Origin of the sequence: Streptomyces sp. WAC04114 (genome assembly GCF_019733245.1) — a bacterium.
In the GTDB taxonomy this organism is placed as follows: Bacteria; Actinomycetota; Actinomycetes; order Streptomycetales; family Streptomycetaceae; genus Streptomyces; species Streptomyces massasporeus_A.
The window spans coordinates 14,729-31,903 of sequence record NZ_JAIGQA010000082.1; the positions used below are offsets into that span (position 1 = coordinate 14,729).

The window sequence follows — 17,175 nt, forward strand, 5'->3', positions numbered from 1 at the left end:
ATGACCGTCGAGCACAACCCGGCAACCGTACCCGTGGTGATCATCGGGGCCGGACCCGTGGGCGTGACCGCCGCCCTCCTCCTCGCCCGGCGCGGAGTCCGCAGCGTCGTCCTCGAACGCCACCAGGATGTCTATCCGCTTCCTCGCGCCGTCGCCACCGACGACGAGGTCCGCAGGATCCTCCAGGCCGCGGGTGTGGGGGAGGAGTTCGCGGCCATCGCCCGCCCGGCCAACGGGCTGCGGCTGCTGGACGCCCGGCACCGGGTGATGGCCGAGTTCCGCCGCACCGAGCACGGCCTGCACGGCTACCCGCAGACCAGCATGTTCGACCAGCCCGAGCTGGAACAACTGTTGCGCGCTGCCCTGGCCCGGCGCCCGGAGTGCGAACTGCGGGGCGGCGTGGAGGTCACCGCCGTCGGACCGGACACGGCCGGCCCCGTGCGCGTGACCTACCGCGACGACGAGGGCGAGCACCAGCTGTGGGCCGAGGCGGTCCTCGGCTGCGACGGCGCGGGCAGCCTCACCCGCGAGGCCATCGGCGCCGTATGGGAGGACCTGCGCTTCGAGGAGCAGTGGACCGTCGTCGACGTCCGCACGACGGCCGATGTCCGCTGCTGGGAGGGCGTCGACCAGGTCTGCGACCCGGACCGGCCGGCCACCTTCATGCGGGTCGGTGAGGACCGCTACCGCTGGGAGTTCCGGCTGCGGGACGGCCAGGAGCCGGTCCGCGAGCTGATCGCCCCGTGGCTGCCGTCGTCCTGCGACGGGGACTTCGAGGTCGTCCGTGAGACGCAGTACACCTTCCGGGCGCGTGTCGCCGACCGTTGGCGCAGCGGACGGGTCTTCCTCCTCGGCGACGCCGCCCACCTCACCCCGCCCTTCATCGGGCAGGGCCTTTGCGCGGGCCTGCGGGACGCCTACAACCTCACCTGGAAACTCGCCCGTGTCCTCCAACAGGGCGGTGCAGAACGGCTGTTGGCCACGTACGAGAGCGAGCGCAAACCGCATGCCCGCCATGTCATCCGGCTTGCGATCGCCATGGGCTGGGCCATGACCGGCGGCCAGGACGGCGCCGCCGCGGTACGCCGGAGGCTGCTGGCCGCGGCCTGCCGCATACCGGGGCTCATCACGGCGGCCGGCCGCGACCTCAGCCCGCCCCTGACCACCGGGCCCCTCGTCCGACGCCGCACTCGCAGGGGCCTGGCGGGCACCTACTGCCCGCAACCGTGGATCACGGCCGACGGACGGCGTGCCCGCCTCGATGAGCTGCTCGGCGACTCCTTCGCCCTCCTGACCGCGGCCGAACCCGGGCCCTCGCTGGACTCCCTCGCCCACGGACTCGGCATCCGCGCGATCCCCGTCACGGACTTCGGCGACGACGGCACCCTCGTCGCCTGGCTGCGCGCGGGGCGGGCGGACGCCGTACTGCTGCGTCCCGACCGCATCGTCATGGACATCGTCCCGGCCGGCGGCCTCGACTTCACGGACACCTCCGCCTGGGCGTCCCTCCTGCACACCACGCGCGGCCCCCGCCCTTTCTCCCGGACCGTCGACAACAGCCTGCCGAGGAGCGTCACACGATGAGCGTGCCCGACCCTTTCATGACGCCTGATCCGCAGGCCGTCGCGGACAGCTGCATCATGGACTTTGCCCGCCACGTCGGGATGCCCGGCTCCGACTACGCCGCCTTGCACCGCTGGTCGGTCACCGATCTGGAGGGCTTCTGGGGTGCGGTGTGGGAGTACTTCGACATCGACGCGGACACCCCGTACGAGCGGGCCCTGGCGGTGGAGCGGATGCCCGGCGCCCGCTGGTTCCCGGGCGCCACCCTCAACTACGCGCACCACGCCCTGCGCAACCACGCCGACGACGCCGTGGCGGTCATCGCCCTCGACGAGACCGGCTCCTGCTACGAGGTGACCGCCGGCCATCTGCGGGCCCAGGTCGCCTCGATCGCGGCCACCCTGCGCGAGCTCGGCGTGGGGCCGGGCGACCGGGTGGTGGGCTATCTGCCCAACACCCCCCATTCGATCGTCGCGTTCCTGGCCGCCGCGAGCCTGGGCGCCGTGTGGTCGGTGTGCGGGCAGGACTACGCCCCCAGGGCGGCAGCCGACCGGTTCGCTCAGCTCGAACCGACCGTCCTGGTCGCCGCCGACGGCTACCTCTTCAACGGCACCACCTACGACCGCCGCGACGCCGCCCTCGAACTCGCGGCCGCACTGCCGACGTTGAAGGCCACCGTGCTGGTGGACCACGTGGGCCTGCCGTGGCCGTCGCGGGCGTATCCGTCGCTGGTCGTCCCGTGGGAGGACGCCTCCACCCGCACCGAGGAGCTCACCTGCGTCCCGGTGCCGTTCGACCACCCCCTGTGGGTCGTGTTCTCCTCCGGCACCACCGGCCTGCCCAAGGGCATCGTCCACGGCCACGGCGGTGTCCTGCTGGAGCATCTCAAGACCCTGGGCCTGCACTCCGACCTGGGCTCCGGCGACCGCCTGCTCTTTTACACCACCACGCACTGGATGATGTGGAATCTCGTCGCCTCGACGCTGCTGACCGGTGCCACGACCTGCACGTACGACGGCAGCCCGGCGCCCCTCGCCAAGCCCGACGTCCTGTGGGAGCTGGCCGCGCGTCACCGGGTCACCGTCTTCGGCACCAGACCCCAGTACCTGCTCGGCATGGAAAAGTTCGGCATCGACCCGTCCGTCCACGACCTGTCGTCGATCCGCGTGGTCGGCTGCACCGGCTCCGCCCTGCCCGCTTCCGCCTACCCCTGGGTCCGCGACCACGTCGGCGACCGCGTGCTGTTGGCCTCCATCAGCGGCGGCACCGATGTCATCTCCGGCTTCGCGGGCAGCGCGCCCAACACACCCGTCTGGGCGGGACAGTTGTCCGCGCCCCACCTGGGCGTGGCGCTGGCCGCCTATGACGCCGAGGGCTTCCCAGTCGTGGACCAGGTCGGCGAGCTCGTCGTGACCCGCCCGATGCCGTCCATGCCGCTGTCCTTCTGGAACGACCCCGACGGCACCCGCTACCGCGACGCCTACTTCTCCTCCTACCCCGGTGCGTGGCGCCACGGCGACTGGATCACCCTCACCTCCCATGGCTCCGTGATCGTCCACGGCCGCTCCGACAGCACACTCAACCGCAACGGCGTCCGCCTGGGCAGCGCCGACATCCACGACGTCGTCGAACGCCTCCCGGAGATCGCCGAGGCGCTGGTCATCGGTGTGGAGGAGCCGGGCGGCGAATACTGGATGCCGCTGTTCGTGGTGCCCGCCGCCGGGGTTCCCCTGTGCGACGCCCTCCGCGAAAAGATCAGGGAAGCGATCCGGACCGGCGCTTCACCCCGCCACGTCCCCGACGACATCCTCGAGGTCCCCGGCATTCCGCACACCCGCACCGGCAAGAAACTCGAAGTTCCCGTCAAACGCCTCCTCCAGGGCGCCCCGGTCGAGCAGGTCGTCAACCCCGCAGCCGTGGACGCCCCCGACCTCATCGACTATTACGCCCGCCTCGGCGCCGAACGCCGGGACCGCTCGGTATGACAATGACCACCGCACAGACCACCCTCGCCGTCGCGCTGTCCCTCGTCCTCCTCCCCCTGGGGCTGGCGAAGATCGCCGCCGTGCCGTTCATGCGTCAGGCAGCCGCGCACGTCGGCATGTCAATGGGCCTCTACCGAGTCATCGGCACGCTGGAGCTCGCCGGAGCCGCCGGACTGCTGATCGGTCTGGCTACGGCCCCGCTCGGCGTGGCCGCCGCTGCTGGGCTGGCTTTGCTCATGGTGGCTGCCGTGGTGGTCCATCTGCGCCAAGGCGACCCGCCCGTGCAGGCCCTGCCTGCCGCCGTGCTGGCTGTGACGGCGGTGGCGTACGCCGGGGCGGCGATCGCGGCCGGCTGAAGGCTCGGATGTCCGTCCGCCACGGCACCGAGGCTGCGCTCCCGTCAGCCGTCCAGGAACCAGCCGGCCCCGACCAGCACCGTCATGCCCCACGCTCTCTCACGGCTCCTTCAGGAGGCCTCTTCATGCCCATGCGTACGGAGATTCCCGTCTACCACCCCGATCTGTACTCGGCCTTGGCCATCCGCGACACGTATCCGCACTACGCCGCGCTGCGGGCACTCGGCCCCGTGGTCCGGCTGAGCAAGCACAAGGTCTACGCCCTGCCGCGCTATGCCGAGTGCAAGAAGGTACTGCTGGACGACGACACCTTCGTCTCCTCGGGCGGTGTCGCCCTGAACCCCGTGGCCAACTGTGTGGGCCAGGGCACCACGCTGTTCAGTGACGGCGATGAGCACATCCGCCGCCGCTCCCTCCTCGCGCGCCGCCTCACTCCCAGGGCGCTACGCACCATGCAGGACACGGTCGAGAAACAGGCCGCCGCCGTGGTCGCGGCAGCCGTAGCCCGCCGGAGGGTGGATGCCGTCGAGGTCGCCACGGCTCTGCCGATGGCCGTCGTCCCCGACCTGGTCGGCTGGCCCCGGCAGGGCCGTGAGCACCTGCTGCGCTGGGCCGGCGCCACCTTCGACGCGCTGGGGCCGTTCAACCGCCAGGCGGTGCGCACCCTCCCCGCGTCCCTCGGCATGCTGCGCTACGCGCGCGGTGTCGTGCGCGACCGCTCCGTGCTGGACGGCAGCGTGGGGCACGATCTGCTGCGTGCCGCCGACGAAGGCCGGATCATGCCGGACGAGTGCGCCACGATGATGATCGACTACCTGGCGCCGTCTCTGGACACCACGATCAGCGCCATCTCCAGCGCCCTGCACCTGTTCGCCACTCACCCCGAACAGTGGGGCCTGCTGAAGGCGGACCCGGACCTCGTGCCGAAAGCGGTCAACGAAGTCGTCCGCTACGCATCCCCCATCCGCGCCTTCTCCCGGACCGCAGCCCACGACACGGAACTCGCGGGAATCCCCCTGCCCAAGGGCTCCCGGGTGCTGGTCCTCTACGGCTCCGCCAACCGCGACCCGCTGGAGTGGGAAGACCCGGACACCTTCGACATCCGCCGCAACGCCGCCCGCCAACTCGGCTTCGGGCAGGGCACCCACGGCTGTGCCGGCCAGGGCCTGGCCCGCATGGAGACCTCCGCCGTGCTCCGCGCCCTGGTCGAACGCGTCGACCGCATCGAGGTGGCCGGCACACCCCAGTGGGCCCTGAACAACGTCATCCACCGCCTCGAGAGCCTGCCCCTCGACCTCCTCCCCGCGTGATCCCCACCGCACGACCGTTCTGAGGACAACACCATGAAGGTCTCCCTCGACTACGCGCGCTGTGAAGGCCACGGCCTCTGCGCCGAGCAGGCCCCCGGCGTCTTCAGCCTGGACGACGACGCCGGACTCACCCACCACTTCGAGGGCGCAGAGATACCCGACGAGCATCGGACCGCCTCGCGCGCGGCCGTCAACTCCTGCCCGGTCGCCGCCCTTCGAGCCCTGCCCTGACCGCACGCCGGTCGACGCTGGTCGTCGGCGAGTCACTTGCCGGCTCCGGAAGGGCCCGTGCCGCGGCGGAAATCAGCGTCGTGCTCCTCGTGCCCCTCCGGGGTGACCGACGCGGTGCGCGCGGCGGTCACCCCGGAGGGGCACGGGTCACGAGCCGGTCGCGTACGGAAAGACCGGTGCGACAACACCGGCCGCACCGTCAGGGACGCCAGCCCTGCCTGCCGAGGGCCTCCCGGACCGATGCGGTCCGGCCGGAGTCGATGCTGAGGTGGGCCAGACCCCGGCCGACGCCATGCTCCAAGCGGATGTCCTCGATGTTCACTCCGGTGCGGTGTATGTCGGCGAAAAGCCGCGCCAGTTCACCGGGCTGGTCGCCGATCGCGACGGTCACCGTATCGAACTTCTGAGGCCCACGGGTACCGGAGACCCTGACACCACCCGCCCTTCCCTGATGCAGGACTGTCCCGACGAGGTCGGTGCCGGCGCTGCGCTTGGCCTCGTCCGTCGAGGCGATGGCCCGCAGTGCGGCGACCACCCCGCCCAGGTCCGAGCCCAGCTCCTCCAGCACATCGGCCACCGCCGCCGCGTTGGCGCCGAGAACGTCCAGCCACAGTGGGGGACTGGCCTGCGCGATCCGGGCCAGGTCACGCAGGCCCGCCCCGGTGAGGCTGACCTCGCGTTCGTCGGCACCGGCCAGACGGGCGGCGACCAGGCTCGCCACGATGTGCGGGGCGTGCGAGACCAGCGCGACCGCCCGGTCGTGTGCCGTGGCCTGCATGAGCACCGGAGTGGCTCCGCACAGGGCGACCAGCTCCAGTGCCCTGTTGAGCGTCTCCGTGCTCGTCGCCGCGGAGGGGGTGAGAGCCCACATGCAGCCGTCGAACAGGTCCGCGCGGGCGGTCAGGGGACCGCTGCGTGCCCCGTCGGCCAACGGGTGGCCACCGATGAACCGCGACATGTCGCAGCCGAGGGCGACGGCGGCGTGCTCCACCTCCGACTTCACGCTCGCGATGTCCGTGTGGTGACGTGCCACGCCCTCCGCCTGGAGATCCGCCAGTACGCAGCCGGTCAGTGGGGGCGGTACCGCCACGATCGCCAGGTCCACCGGTTGCGGGGGTGCCTGACGCGTCCCCGCTCCCAGTGCCTCCGCCGTCCGGGCAGCAGAGGCGTCCTCGTCACGAAGGTGAACGGGTATGCCGCGCCCCCTGAGCGCCAGCCCGACCGAGGCACCCATCAGACCTGTACCGACGACCAAGGCAGAACGCACCACGGCGGATCCCCATCTCTCGGCTGCAAGGCAACGTAACCCCCTCTCCGCAGCCCGAGGAAGCTTGAACAGTGATGCGCCAAGTCGCATACGACCCGTAGTACTTGAGAGCTACACGCGCGGTTGGCTCCGTGGAGTGACGCCGACTCGTCGTCGCCGTACATAGCCTCAGTGCCGCCATCACATCGATGCTTCGAACTCAGCTCGGAGGAACCCACCTTGGCCACGGCGCCCCGCCCCTTCGCACCCCGCCTGCGCCGCGCCCTGCTGGGCCTGCTGGCCGCAGCCGCCGTGGCCGGGCCGGTGGTCGGAGCCGCCAGCCCCGTGGACGTCCTCGCTCCCCGCCCCACCGCCCCGACGACGCTCAGCAGCGTCGACTCCGCCTCCCTGCAGGCGCGTTACGCCGCCACACGCAGGGACATCGAGGCGGCCCGGCGCGCCGCCACCGAGCTCGGCAACGGCCGACGAGCAGCCGCGCTGGAGGCCATGACCGCCGACGGACGGCACTTCCTCACCTTCGACGGCCGTAACGGCGGCCGCGCGGTCGAGGCCTACGGGGACCTCTCGCAGGCCGAGCGGATCGCCGTACTGGTACCGGGCGCCGACGTCACCGTCGACAAGTACTGGCGTCTGCGCGCCGGCGCCAAAGCGCTGCGCAAGCAACTGCCCCCCAGGTCCGCGGTCATCGCATGGCTCGGCTACCGCACCCCGACCACGGTCAGCCTGGCCTCGGCGAACACGGAGCGGGGCAGTGACGCCGCCCAGGCCCTGAGCGCGTTCCTCCGGCAGCTGGACGGCGCGCTGCCGAAGGTGAACACCAGCCTGGTCTGCCACTCGTACGGCACCGTAGTCTGCGCCCATGCCGCGTCCCGCTCGGACGCGAAGGACATCATCCTGTGCGGCAGTCCGGGCACCGGCTACGACGACGTCGGCGCCCTGCACACCCGGGCCACCGTGTGGGCGGGCCGCGGCAGCGACGACTGGGTCGCCGACGTACCGCACCTGCGACTGGGGCTCGGCCTGACCGAGATCGGTCTCGGCGCGGACCCTCTCTCATCCGGTTTCGGGGCCACGCGCTTCGACGCGGGCGACGGCGGCCACAGCGACTACCTCAAACCCGGTTCGCTGTCGCTGCGGAACATCGCCCTGATCGTCGCCGGTCGGTCCCCGGTCAGCTCGTCCTCAGGAGAACACCTTGCGTGACTTCGTCTTACGCATCGATCAGGCGACACCCCCGGACCGTGACCGGTCCTTGGACGGTCTGCGCGCCCTCGCCATCCTGGGTGTCGTGCTCGGCCACTGGCTGGTGACCGGCCTGGTGGTGGACAGCGGCACTCTGCACGGCGACAGCCCATTGAAGTACATGCCCGAATTCACCCCGGTCTCCTGGGTGTTCCAGACGCTCGCGGTGTTCTTCTTCGTGGGCGGCGAGGTCGGTGCCAAGAGCTACGCCTCCGCGGCCGCCAAGGGCACGACCTACCGGCGATGGCTGGGCGCCCGGCTGGGCAGGCTGGGCCGGCCCGTCGCCGTCGTCCTCGCGGTGTGGTCCGTGGCCGCCTGCGTCATGCTGGCCGCGGGAGTCGACCAGAAGACCGTGCAGGCGCTGTGCAAGCTGGTCTGGTCACCGCTGTGGTTCCTGCTGGTCTTCACCGTCCTGACGGCGCTCACCCCGCTCGTGTCGAAGCTGCATCCGGTGTGGCCGCTCGTCGTCGTCCTGCTCATGGACGTCATCCGCTTCGGCCTGGACGGTCCCGCCGGGCTCGCCTCGGTCAACGTGATCGCCGGTTGGCTGGTGCCCTACTGCCTCGGTGCGGCCGGGGCCGGACAGCGGTTGAGATCGCGGGGCACCGGATGGTTCCTGCTGCTGGGCGGCGCCGCCGCCACGGCCGCACTCGTCCAGTGGGCCGGCTATCCCGCGGTGATGGTCGGAGTTCCGGGCCTGAAGATCTCGAACCTCGATCCCCCCACCCTCGCGGTGGTCACCTTCGGCCTCGCGCAGTGCGGCGCCGCGATCCTGCTGACCGGGCCTCTGCGGCGCGTGCTGCGGCGGCCGGTGGCCTGGGCAGCGGTGGCCATGGTGAACCTCTTCGCCATGACCGTCTTCCTGTGGCATCAGACCGCGATGATCGCGGTCACCGCTCTCGGTGCCTTCACCGGCGCCCCGCGCACCGGACTGCAGACCGCTCCCGACAGCATCGACTGGGTGCTCGCCAGGCTGCTGTGGCTCCCGGCGTTCGCCCTCGCCCTGTGCGTGTGCTGGGCGGTGTTCGGAACGTACGAGCAGCGCCGCTCCGGCAGCCGGGGTGGCTCCAAGGATGTCGGCGGCGGACGGCCGACAGCGGTCACCGCCGAGCGCTACGGATAACGTGTCCTCCGTGAGCGAGGCGGACAGGGCAGGGCGCGGCGGTGCCGCGATGTTGAGGACGATCCCGCGGAACCTGGTGGACGATCTGGCTCCCAGGTCCCCACTGCCGCTGCCACGCATGAGCCGCCCGCGGTGGGCCGCCTACCTGCCGCACACTCTCGTCGTCGTCCTCGCGGCGTTCATGCTCCACCGGGCCGGCAACTACCAGCTGGACCGGGTCTCCTCGCTCCTCGCCGTGCTGGACGCGGCGGCGCTCGTGCTGGCCCTGTTCCACCCGGTGCTCGCCTGGTGGGCCGGACTGATCCTCATGGTCGTCGGGGTCCAGGCGGCGAAGCTCCCGGAAGCCTCCCTTTCGGGCACGGCACCCGGCATGGACGCCATGGTGACGCTCCCCTGGACCGTGCCCGGCATCGCTCTCCAGGCCGGGGTGCTGTTCCTGCTGGCCCTCCGGGTGAGGCCCCGGGCCCTGGCCACCATGCTCACGATCAGTGTGCTGACGGCCCTCGCCTGCATCTCGTTCGACTTCCGGGGGCTCAACTACAACGCCGGGTCGGCACTCGCCGGGTTCGTCACCGCCGCGTTGCTGGGCACGACCCTGCGCAGCCGGGAGACGTTCCGCTCACGCCTCGTCGTCCAGGAGGAGATCACAGCCGAAGAACGGGCCCGCCGGGCCCTGTTGGAGGAGCGCACACGGATCGCCCGTGAACTGCACGACGTGGTCGCCCACCACATGTCGGTCGTCTCCATCCAGGCGCAGGTCGCCCCGCACCTCGCCGACAACCCCTCCCAGGAGCTCCAGGAGAACCTGGAGAGCATCCGGCAGAACGCGGTCGAGGCACTCTCCGAACTGCGCCGGGTCCTGGGCGTCCTGCGATCCGAGAACGACGACTCCGATGACGCCCCGTACGGCCCGCAACCCACCCTGGAACGGCTGGAGGACCTCCTCGGCAATGTGCGGACGGCAGGCATCGAGGCGGACCTGGAGATCACCGGTACGCCCGCCCCGCTGCCGTCCGGTGTCGAACTGTCGGCGTTCCGCATCGTGCAGGAGGCCCTCAGCAACGCCATGCGCCACGCGCCGGGCTCCAGGGTCCGGGTCGAGGTGGGACACCATCCGACGATGCTGACGGTCCGCATCGCCAACACGGCCCCGCAGCGCCCCGCCAGACCCTCACCCGGCTCCGGCCACGGCCTGATCGGCATGCGGGAACGCGTCGCCATGCTGGACGGCGACCTGAGCACGAAGGGCACCGCCGACGGCGGCTACGAAGTGCTGGCCCACCTTCCCGTCAGCCTGCCGGCCCCCGAGGAAGCCGGCCGAGGACGCGTGTGAGGGGCGCACGCGTCCCGTTCTCCCGGCACGACGGATTCAGCGGTGGTCGGGGTGGACGTAGAGGTCGGACATGGCGACCAGGATGCGCCGGTCACCTTGGAAGGGTTCACGGGCGTGGACTGCCAGGAAGTTGTCGACGACCATGACGTCGCCCTGCTGCCACGGCACGGACACCGACACGTCCTGGTAGAGGGTGCGGATCAGGTCCACGACCTCGTCCTCGATCTCCCCGCCGTCCCCGTAGTAGGCGTTGCGCGGCAGGCCCTCCAGCCCGTACTCACCGACCAGCACGCCGACCACCTCGGCGGGCAAGGTCGACGTGTGGAACACATGGGCGTGGTTGAACCAGACAGTCTCCCCGGTGCGGGGATGCGTGGCGACCGCCTGCCTGACGGACGTGGTGCGCAGCCCGTCGTTGCCGGTCCATTCGAACCGCGTCCCGGACTGCCGGCAGTACGCCTCCACCACGGACCGGTCCGTCGTCTGAAAGACCTCCTGCCAGGGCAGGTCGAGATCCGCCCCGTAGTTGCGGACGTAGCGCACCCCGTGCCGCTCGAAGCGCGCCCGGACCTCGCCCGGGATCAGCGGGAAGATCCTGCGCTCACTCGCGACCGGCGTCGCCCCGCCCTGAGCCGAAGGACGGTCACCGTAGAAGTACAGCCGGCTGGGCCAGTTGTGGGCGTACGACATCTCGTGATGGAACGGGATCCACTGCTCCCTGCTCAGCTCCGTGGAGGTGAACACCTTGTCCGCCACCTCGCTGCGCGGCGCGGCACGCTCCAGGTAGCCCAGCAGATCCGGCGAGAGGGCCCGAGCCGACGCACCGAAGGCGTCGGGGTCGGGCACGTCGAAGCCGCGGAAGAGCAGCACACCGTAGCGGTCGAGGTCGGCCAGGAGCCGGTCACGGTGCTCGGTGATCCACGGGCCGAGCCGAACACCCGGCTCGCGGGCCGAGACGCACAGCAGGAAGGGCTCGCCGTCCAGGGGGAGGGCGTCGCACCCGCCGTAGCCGACCTCGGTCGTCGTCTCGCTCACAGTGCTCCCTCGATGTCCCGGATCGGATCGGTCATGGCGGCGAGGATGCGCCGCGGCCCCTCGAAGGGCTCGCGCGCATGGGCCACGAGCATGTTCTCCACGACCAGCACGTCCCCGGGCTCCCAGTCGAAGCCTGTCGTCTCGGCCCGCTGGGCCGCGCGCATCTCGTCCAGCGTCTCCGGCTCGATGGGAGAGCCGTCCCCGTAGTACGTGTTGTACGGGAGGTCCTCCTCGTCGAGCACGCCCAGCAGACCCTTGCTGACGGCCTCGGGCAGCGAGGTGACGTGGAAGAAGGCGGCGTGGTTGAACCACGTCCGCTCCCTGGTGAATGGGTGCAGGCGGACGGCGGGCCGCACCTGGCTCGTGCGGAGCTGCTCCTCGTCGACCCACTCGACGGTGATGCCCGCCCCCGCGCAGTACGTCTCCACGTCCTCCTGGCGCTCGGTCTGGAACGCCTCCTGCCACGTGAGGCTGATCCCCGGCAGATAGTTGCGGACGTAGCGCACGCCGAGCCGCTCGAACTTCTCCACCGTTTCCGGGCGCAGCCGGTCCAGCACTCGCCGGGAGTCGGCGAGGGGCGTCCGGCCACCCTTGGTGGCCGCGCGCTGGCAGAAGAAGACGATGCGGGTCGGCCAGTTCTCCGTGTACGACTGCTCGTTGTGCAGCACGATGTGCTGGTCGGCCGGGTAATCGGTGGAGGTGTACACGCCGTCGGAGACTTCGCTGCGCGGCGAGGAACGCTCACCGTAGTCGAGGATCCTGGAGGACATGGCCTCCAGGGACGCTCGGAAGTCCAGGTCGTCGCGCACGGCGAAGCCACGGAAGAGCACCGCTCCCGCCCGCCGTGCCAGTTCATCGGCCGTGTCCCCGTGATCGCCGATCCACCGGGCGAGATCCGCACCCGGTGACGTGGCCCGGACGAGGGCCGGCAGAGCACGCCCGTTCCACTCGGTGTCGATCTCGAATCCGGCTGTAGATGTCTCAGTCATGAGCGTTCTCCAGAGCAGCGGTGGCCCGCGCGACGACAGCTTGCGGCACGCCGTGGGACTTGGTGTGATGCGGGTGTTCCCGAGCAGATCGCCGAACATAGACGCCGAGCGGCCCCGTGTGAAAGTGCGGCACCGCGGGGTGTTCAACTGCGCCCTCGCAACGGTTGAACAATGCGAGTACCCGCGGCCGGAGCGCGCCGGAATCATTGCGCACAGTCGGAGATTCTCCGAAATTCTTTGGAGGTATGGTGGCCAAGGTTACTGCGAGTCTCTCGAAAATTTCGAAGGCCGTATTCTGGCGGGGCCTCGGATGGCTCGAGGGGCAAATGAAGACCAAGTCCCTCGTCGGGGACCAGCCGTTCTTTCCGGATGACACCTTCCCGTGGGCGGTGACGCTGGAGAAGAACTGGCTCGACATCCGAGCGGAACTGGATGAACTGCTCACCCGCCGCAACGACCTGCCGAACTTCCAGGACATCTCGGTCGAGCAGAGCTTCCTGACCCAGGACAACCAGTGGAAAACCTACTTCTTCGCCGGCTTCGGCGTGAACTTCGACAGCAACCGTGCCCGTTGCCCGCGTACGGCCGCCCTGCTCGACCAGGTCGACGGACTCCAGACCGCGTTCTTCTCCATCCTCGGCCCCGGTAAGCGGCTGCCCGAACACCGCGGTGTCTACAAAGGAGTGATCCGCTACCACCTGGGCCTGAAGATCCCCTCGCCGGAGACGGCCTGCGGCATCACGGTCGGTGGGCAGACCGCCCATTGGCGTGAGGGCGCGAGCATGGTCTTCGACGACACCTATCAGCACTCGGCCTGGAACGAGACCGACGAGGACCGGGTGGTCCTCTTCCTCGACATCGTGCGTCCCCTGAAGTTCCCCTACTCCCTCCTCAACCGCCTGGCGCTCGCCGTCATCTCCCGCAGCCAGTTCGTGAAGGGTGCCCAGGACCGCAACGCGGCCTGGGAGAAGGCCTTCGAGGCGGCCGGGCGACGCAAGACCGCCTGACCGGGGCCCGGTGGGCGGTCGCACACTCCGTGCCCGGCCGCCCACTGTCACGCCGTCAGCCTGACCGGCAGCCGCTCGGGCCCGTTCACCACGATCGACGCCAGCGGGGTGGGCTCGCCGTCCAGCTCGACCCGGATGGACCGCTCCAGCAACTCGCCGTACAGCAGCCGCAGTTCCACCCGGGCCAGCATGCCGCCGAGACAGAAGTGCTCGCCGAACCCCAGAGCCAGATGCCGGTTCGGCTGACGCCCCACATCGAACCGGTCCGGTTCGTCGAACACCGTCTCGTCGCGGTTCGCGGACGGAAGCCAGAAAGTGACCAGGTCCCCGGCCTCGATCCGCCGGCCGTGGATCTCGACCGGCCGGACCGCGGTACGCATGATGTGCGTGGCCGTCGAGGTCCAGCGGAGGATCTCCTCGACCCCCGTGTTCAGCAGCGCCGGATCCTCCGCCAGCCGCCGCCACTGCTCCGGATGCTCGAGCAGCGCCAGCATGCCCCCGCTCGCGGCGATCCGCGTGTTCTCGGTCCCGCCGACCAGCAGGTTGTTGCAGTTCAGGATGACGTCCTCCGCACCGAGCGGAGCACCGTCGATCCGGGCCGTCGCCAGCACGCTGATCAAGTCGTCGGCGGGATCCTCCGCCTTGGCCGCCTGCAGATCCTCGAAGTACCCGAGGATGTCCAGGTGGGCGAAACGCCGGTCCAGCGGATCGGTGGCGCCGAAGGCCTGGCTGGTCAGCGTGTACAGCCGCTCCCAGTCGCCGCGCGGCACGCCCATCATCTTGCAGATGACGTACAGGGGGACACGCGCGGCGACATCCGCCACGAAGTCCACCGAACCACGCTCCAGGGCCTGGTCCACCACGTCCCGGGTGACCTCCCGCATCTCGGCCTCCAGGGCCCGCACGGACCGCACCGTGAACCACTCGTCCACCAGCCCACGAAGCATCCGGTGCCGGGGCGGATCGGTCAGCGCGAGGGTGCGGCCGCCGCCGGGATCCTCGCCGTGCTCGGCCGGCCGCAGCAGGATGCCCCGGGCGGAACTGAACGTCTCGGCGTCGCGATACGCGGTGCGCACGTCCTCGTACCGGGTCAGCGCCCAGAAACCGGGCAGCTCGGTCGGCGGATGCCGGTGCACGGGGTCGTTCACGCGCAACCAGCGCCACAGCGCGAAGGGATCGCCGTCCGAGTAGAGCTTGGGATCCACCAAGTTGATCGGCAGGGGCGGTTCGGCCGGCTCACTGAGCATCAGGATGCCTCGCAGTCTGCTGGAATTCGAGTGCCGGAACGCAACTAGCGCACCCCTGACCTCCCGGAGTGCGCGTGTTCAAGGTCGTTCGAAAAAGGGTGGCCGGTCAAGCGGCGCCGCACGTACCGGAAATGCCAGGGCTTTCACAGCGTGCACTGTTCAACTGCGGCACGGACACAGTTGAACCCCGCCCGAACAGACATTGATCCGCACAGCGGCCCTGGGGCAGAGTGGATCACCGTGGTTTCGGGGCTGATGCCGAAAGGGACGTCCGACACTCCCGGGAAAGCCTGAGCCGACCAGGCCGATACGGGTGTCCGCACAGCAACTCGACCGACCGAGTGCCGAACGATGTGCGGCACCACTGAAGTCACAGCTTTGCTCACGAGAGCTGGACGGTGATGTGGCATGCCCTGTGCCGGCGCGCCCATGCCGTTCCAGTCGATGAGTCGATCCGATGGGAGCGCGCGGGTATGGCTACGTCCGACAACGGTCTTCGAGAACTGATGGCAGGTCAGCTGGCCGTTTGGTACGGGCAGCAACTCGCACCCGAAAACCGCGGTTTCAGCATTTCCGAATACCTGGAGATCGAGGGTCCAGCCGACCTCGATCTGCTCGTCGAGACCGCACGCCGCCGGCTCGTGGAGGTCGAGGCCCTGCGTCTGCGCCTCCGCGTCATCGACGGCACCCCCTGGCAGTACGTCCATGACCCCGCCGACTATCCGGTGCACTGCGTCGACGTCAGCGACGCCGACGACCCGCGCGCAGCCGCCGAGGCATGGATGCGCGCCGACCTCGACAAGCCCGTGCGGCTGGAGGGCGGCTCGCTGTCGACCTCGGCCGTCATCCAGGCCGGCCCGGAGCACTACTACCTCTACGAGCGCTGCCACCACATCGCCATGGACGGCCAGGGCGGCCTGGCCATCGCCCGACGCGGCGCCGAGATCTACACGGCCCTCGCCGAGGGCGCACCCACGACGGACCGCGCCCTGGAACCGATGTCCGTCCTGCTGGAAGCGGAACGCGACTACCGCGCCTCCGAGGCCTTCGACAGGGACCGCCGGTACTGGCGCGAGACGCTCACCGGCCTGCAGGACACCGAGCGCGGCAGCGGCAGCCGGGGCCTGCGCGCCCAGCGTGCGCCCGAGCGTCACTCCGACGGCCTGGGCGCCCCGGACACCTCACGCCTCAAGGCGGCAGCCCGCGCTCTCCGGACCAGCCCCGCCACCCTGATGATCACGGCGGCCGCCCTCTACCAGCACCGCGTCACGGGAGAACAGGACGTCGTCCTCGGCCTGCCCGTACGCGCCCGCTCCGGCCCCCGCCAGGCCGCCATCCCGGGTATGACCTCGAACATCGTGCCCATCCGGCTCCGCATCGAGCCCCGGGCCACCGTCGCCGACGCAGTACGGCAGACCTCCGAAGTGGTCCGCGACGCACTGCGCCATCAGCGGTACCGGCACGAGGACATGCTGCGAGACCTGGGCGCCGTCCACGGTGACCTCGGACTGCTCCACATCAACGTGATGCCGTTCGACTACAACCTGCGCTTCGGCGGTCTCACCGCCACCGCCCACAACCTCTCCACCGGCCCGGTCGACGGCATACGCATCGACGTGTACGCCCGCTCCGGTCTCCAGCTGAACGTCGACGTCAACCCGGACGCACCCGACGTCGAGTCGCCGGCCCACGTCACCCGCCACTACCTGAACGCCCTGACCTGGCTCGCCACCGCCGCACCCACCGACCGCCTCGCCCGGGCCGACCTCCTGGACGCGGAGGAGCGTCTTCGGGTGGTGTCGGGGTGGAACGACACGGCCGTCGAGGTGGTTCCCGCGACGCTGCCGGAGTTGTTTGCGGGGCAGGTGGCGCGGACGCCGGATGCGGTGGCGGTGGTGGCCGAGGGTGTCGAGGTGTCGTATCGCGAGCTGGACGCGCGGGCGAACCGGCTGGCCCGGCTGTTGATGTCGCGGGGTGTGGGTCCGGAGTCGTTGGTGGGTGTGTGCCTGGAGCGTGGCGCCGATCTGGTGGTGGCGGTGCTGGCGGTGTTGAAGGCCGGGGGTGCCTATGTGCCGCTGGACCCCGAGTACCCGGCGGGCCGGCTCGGCGCGATGATCGAGGACGCGGCGCCTGTGGTGGTTCTGGCGTCGCAGGTTTCGGCCGGATGCCTGCCCGAGGGCACGGCCGTGTTGGTGGATGCGCCGGAGACGCTGGCGGAGCTGGCGGGGTTGTCGGCGGATGCCGTGGACGTGGACCTTTTGCTGCCGGGGCATCCGGCGTATGTGATTTTCACGTCGGGTTCGACGGGGCGGCCGAAGGGTGTGGTCGTTTCGCATGCGGGTGTGGTGAACCGGTTGGTCTGGATGCAGGAGCGGTTCGGTCTGGGGGGTGATGACCGTGTTCTGTTGAAGACGCCGTTTGGTTTCGATGTGTCGGTGTGGGAGTTGTTCTGGCCGTTGTTGTGGGGTGCCGGTCTGGTGGTGGCGC

General features: G+C 70.3%; 14 protein-coding genes and 1 pseudogene. 11 read left to right on the forward strand and 4 right to left on the reverse strand.

Annotated features, from left to right (window positions below; translation table 11 throughout):
* The 5 genes from K4G64_RS21370 (at position 1) to K4G64_RS21390 (ending at position 5,445) form a co-directional block, all read left to right on the forward strand.
* On the forward strand, positions 1–1,584 hold the full coding sequence (locus tag K4G64_RS21370) for a bifunctional 3-(3-hydroxy-phenyl)propionate/3-hydroxycinnamic acid hydroxylase (RefSeq protein ID WP_221757628.1): 1,584 nt from the start codon (positions 1–3) through the stop codon (positions 1,582–1,584).
* A complete protein-coding gene (locus K4G64_RS21375) occupies positions 1,581–3,548 on the forward strand; it encodes an acetoacetate--CoA ligase (protein WP_221757629.1) in 1,968 nt (655 codons plus the stop codon). The genes K4G64_RS21370 and K4G64_RS21375 overlap by 4 nt, the downstream gene beginning before the upstream one ends.
* Positions 3,549–3,550: 2 nt before the next feature.
* Positions 3,551–3,904 (forward strand): DoxX family protein, encoded by a 354-nt coding sequence (locus K4G64_RS21380; protein ID WP_221757630.1) that lies wholly within the window; start codon positions 3,551–3,553, stop codon positions 3,902–3,904.
* Positions 3,905–4,029: 125 nt separating this feature from the next.
* Positions 4,030–5,214, forward strand: a complete 1,185-nt coding sequence (locus K4G64_RS21385) for a cytochrome P450 (protein ID WP_221757631.1) — start codon at positions 4,030–4,032, stop codon at positions 5,212–5,214.
* Between the two features lie 33 nt (positions 5,215–5,247).
* The gene (locus K4G64_RS21390; protein ID WP_221757632.1) at positions 5,248–5,445 is read left to right on the forward strand and encodes a ferredoxin; all 198 of its coding nucleotides are present in this window, start codon (positions 5,248–5,250) and stop codon (positions 5,443–5,445) included.
* A gap of 199 nt (positions 5,446–5,644) precedes the next feature.
* Here the strand turns inward: K4G64_RS21390 and K4G64_RS21395 are convergent, their stop codons facing one another.
* On the reverse strand, positions 5,645–6,712 hold the full coding sequence (locus tag K4G64_RS21395) for a prephenate dehydrogenase (protein WP_221757641.1): 1,068 nt from the start codon (positions 6,710–6,712) through the stop codon (positions 5,645–5,647).
* Positions 6,713–6,931: 219 nt separating this feature from the next.
* Here K4G64_RS21395 and K4G64_RS21400 point away from each other — a divergent pair, with 219 nt between their 5' ends.
* From K4G64_RS21400 to K4G64_RS21410, 3 genes are all read left to right on the forward strand, one after another.
* Entirely contained in the window at positions 6,932–7,915 is a 984-nt protein-coding gene (locus K4G64_RS21400) for an alpha/beta hydrolase (protein WP_221757633.1), read from the forward strand.
* Positions 7,908–9,077, forward strand: a complete 1,170-nt coding sequence (locus tag K4G64_RS21405; protein ID WP_221757634.1) for an acyltransferase — start codon at positions 7,908–7,910, stop codon at positions 9,075–9,077. The genes K4G64_RS21400 and K4G64_RS21405 overlap by 8 nt, the downstream gene beginning before the upstream one ends.
* A gap of 118 nt (positions 9,078–9,195) precedes the next feature.
* Positions 9,196–10,410, forward strand: a complete 1,215-nt coding sequence (locus K4G64_RS21410) for a sensor histidine kinase (RefSeq protein WP_260460754.1) — start codon at positions 9,196–9,198, stop codon at positions 10,408–10,410.
* 36 nt (positions 10,411–10,446) lie between these two features.
* Here K4G64_RS21410 and K4G64_RS21415 read toward each other — a convergent pair whose 3' ends face one another.
* Positions 10,447–11,445, reverse strand: a complete 999-nt coding sequence (locus K4G64_RS21415; RefSeq protein WP_221757635.1) for a TauD/TfdA family dioxygenase — start codon at positions 11,443–11,445, stop codon at positions 10,447–10,449.
* Positions 11,442–12,434 carry a TauD/TfdA family dioxygenase gene (locus tag K4G64_RS21420; RefSeq protein WP_221757636.1) on the reverse strand — a complete coding sequence of 331 codons (993 nt, stop codon included), beginning with the start codon at positions 12,432–12,434 and terminating at the stop codon, positions 11,442–11,444. The genes K4G64_RS21415 and K4G64_RS21420 overlap by 4 nt, the downstream gene beginning before the upstream one ends.
* Positions 12,435–12,760: 326 nt before the next feature.
* Between K4G64_RS21420 and K4G64_RS21425 the strand changes: the two genes are divergently transcribed.
* A complete protein-coding gene (locus K4G64_RS21425; RefSeq protein WP_221757637.1) occupies positions 12,761–13,441 on the forward strand; it encodes an aspartyl/asparaginyl beta-hydroxylase domain-containing protein in 681 nt (226 codons plus the stop codon).
* Between the two features lie 47 nt (positions 13,442–13,488).
* Here the strand turns inward: K4G64_RS21425 and K4G64_RS21430 are convergent, their stop codons facing one another.
* Positions 13,489–14,688: a cytochrome P450 gene (locus K4G64_RS21430; protein WP_221757638.1), complete on the reverse strand. Its 1,200-nt coding sequence runs from the start codon at positions 14,686–14,688 to the stop codon at positions 13,489–13,491.
* Positions 14,689–15,194: 506 nt separating this feature from the next.
* On the opposite strand from K4G64_RS21430, the pseudogene K4G64_RS41465 reads away from it, so the two are divergent.
* Together K4G64_RS41465 and K4G64_RS41470 are read left to right on the forward strand one after the other, a co-directional pair.
* Positions 15,195–16,118 (forward strand): annotated as a pseudogene (locus K4G64_RS41465) (condensation domain-containing protein); the annotation flags it as partial.
* A 96-nt stretch (positions 16,119–16,214) separates the two neighbouring features.
* The coding region (locus K4G64_RS41470) for an AMP-binding protein (RefSeq protein ID WP_374206432.1) at positions 16,215–17,175 on the forward strand (961 nt) is incomplete at its 3' end.

Coding starts and splice junctions, on each gene's coding strand:
- K4G64_RS21420 (WP_221757636.1), bottom strand. CDS start 12,434: ATGACTGAGACATCTACAGCCGGATTCGAGATCGACACCGAGTGGAAC.
- K4G64_RS21375 (WP_221757629.1), top strand. CDS start 1,581: ATGAGCGTGCCCGACCCTTTCATGACGCCTGATCCGCAGGCCGTCGCG.
- K4G64_RS21430 (WP_221757638.1), bottom strand. CDS start 14,688: ATGCTCAGTGAGCCGGCCGAACCGCCCCTGCCGATCAACTTGGTGGAT.
- K4G64_RS21380 (WP_221757630.1), top strand. CDS start 3,551: ATGACCACCGCACAGACCACCCTCGCCGTCGCGCTGTCCCTCGTCCTC.
- K4G64_RS21410 (WP_260460754.1), top strand. CDS start 9,196: ATGAGCCGCCCGCGGTGGGCCGCCTACCTGCCGCACACTCTCGTCGTC.
- K4G64_RS21370 (WP_221757628.1), top strand. CDS start 1: ATGACCGTCGAGCACAACCCGGCAACCGTACCCGTGGTGATCATCGGG.
- K4G64_RS21425 (WP_221757637.1), top strand. CDS start 12,761: ATGAAGACCAAGTCCCTCGTCGGGGACCAGCCGTTCTTTCCGGATGAC.
- K4G64_RS21385 (WP_221757631.1), top strand. CDS start 4,030: ATGCCCATGCGTACGGAGATTCCCGTCTACCACCCCGATCTGTACTCG.
- K4G64_RS21390 (WP_221757632.1), top strand. CDS start 5,248: ATGAAGGTCTCCCTCGACTACGCGCGCTGTGAAGGCCACGGCCTCTGC.